Annotated in this window: 1 protein-coding gene; it reads right to left on the reverse strand. The window is 77.0% G+C overall.

Annotated elements, in window-relative coordinates:
* A partial coding sequence (locus ACZ3HG_RS24905) for a hypothetical protein (RefSeq protein ID WP_465335227.1) occupies positions 1–235 on the reverse strand: 235 nt, incomplete at both ends.

Below are 235 nucleotides of genomic sequence, written 5' to 3' on the forward strand. Positions count from 1 at the left end.
GTGCGCGCACCGGCAACTCTTCGCGCACGCGCGCGTGGTGGGCTCGCGCGGCGGCGACGCCCTGCGGGCCGAGGGCCGCGGCATCCGGTTCCCCGTCCACGACCAGCGGAACCTGGAGCGGGCGGGCGTCGGGGTGCTCCGCGGCCGTGGCCAGCTCCTCGAACCCGTCGCTCACGACGATGAGCTCGGACGTCGCCGTGCCGCCGTCGAGTGTGCGGAACGCCGCCTTGCGGCC

The sequence above is a fragment of the Erwinia sp. PME.40.26/001 genome, assembly GCF_055556675.1.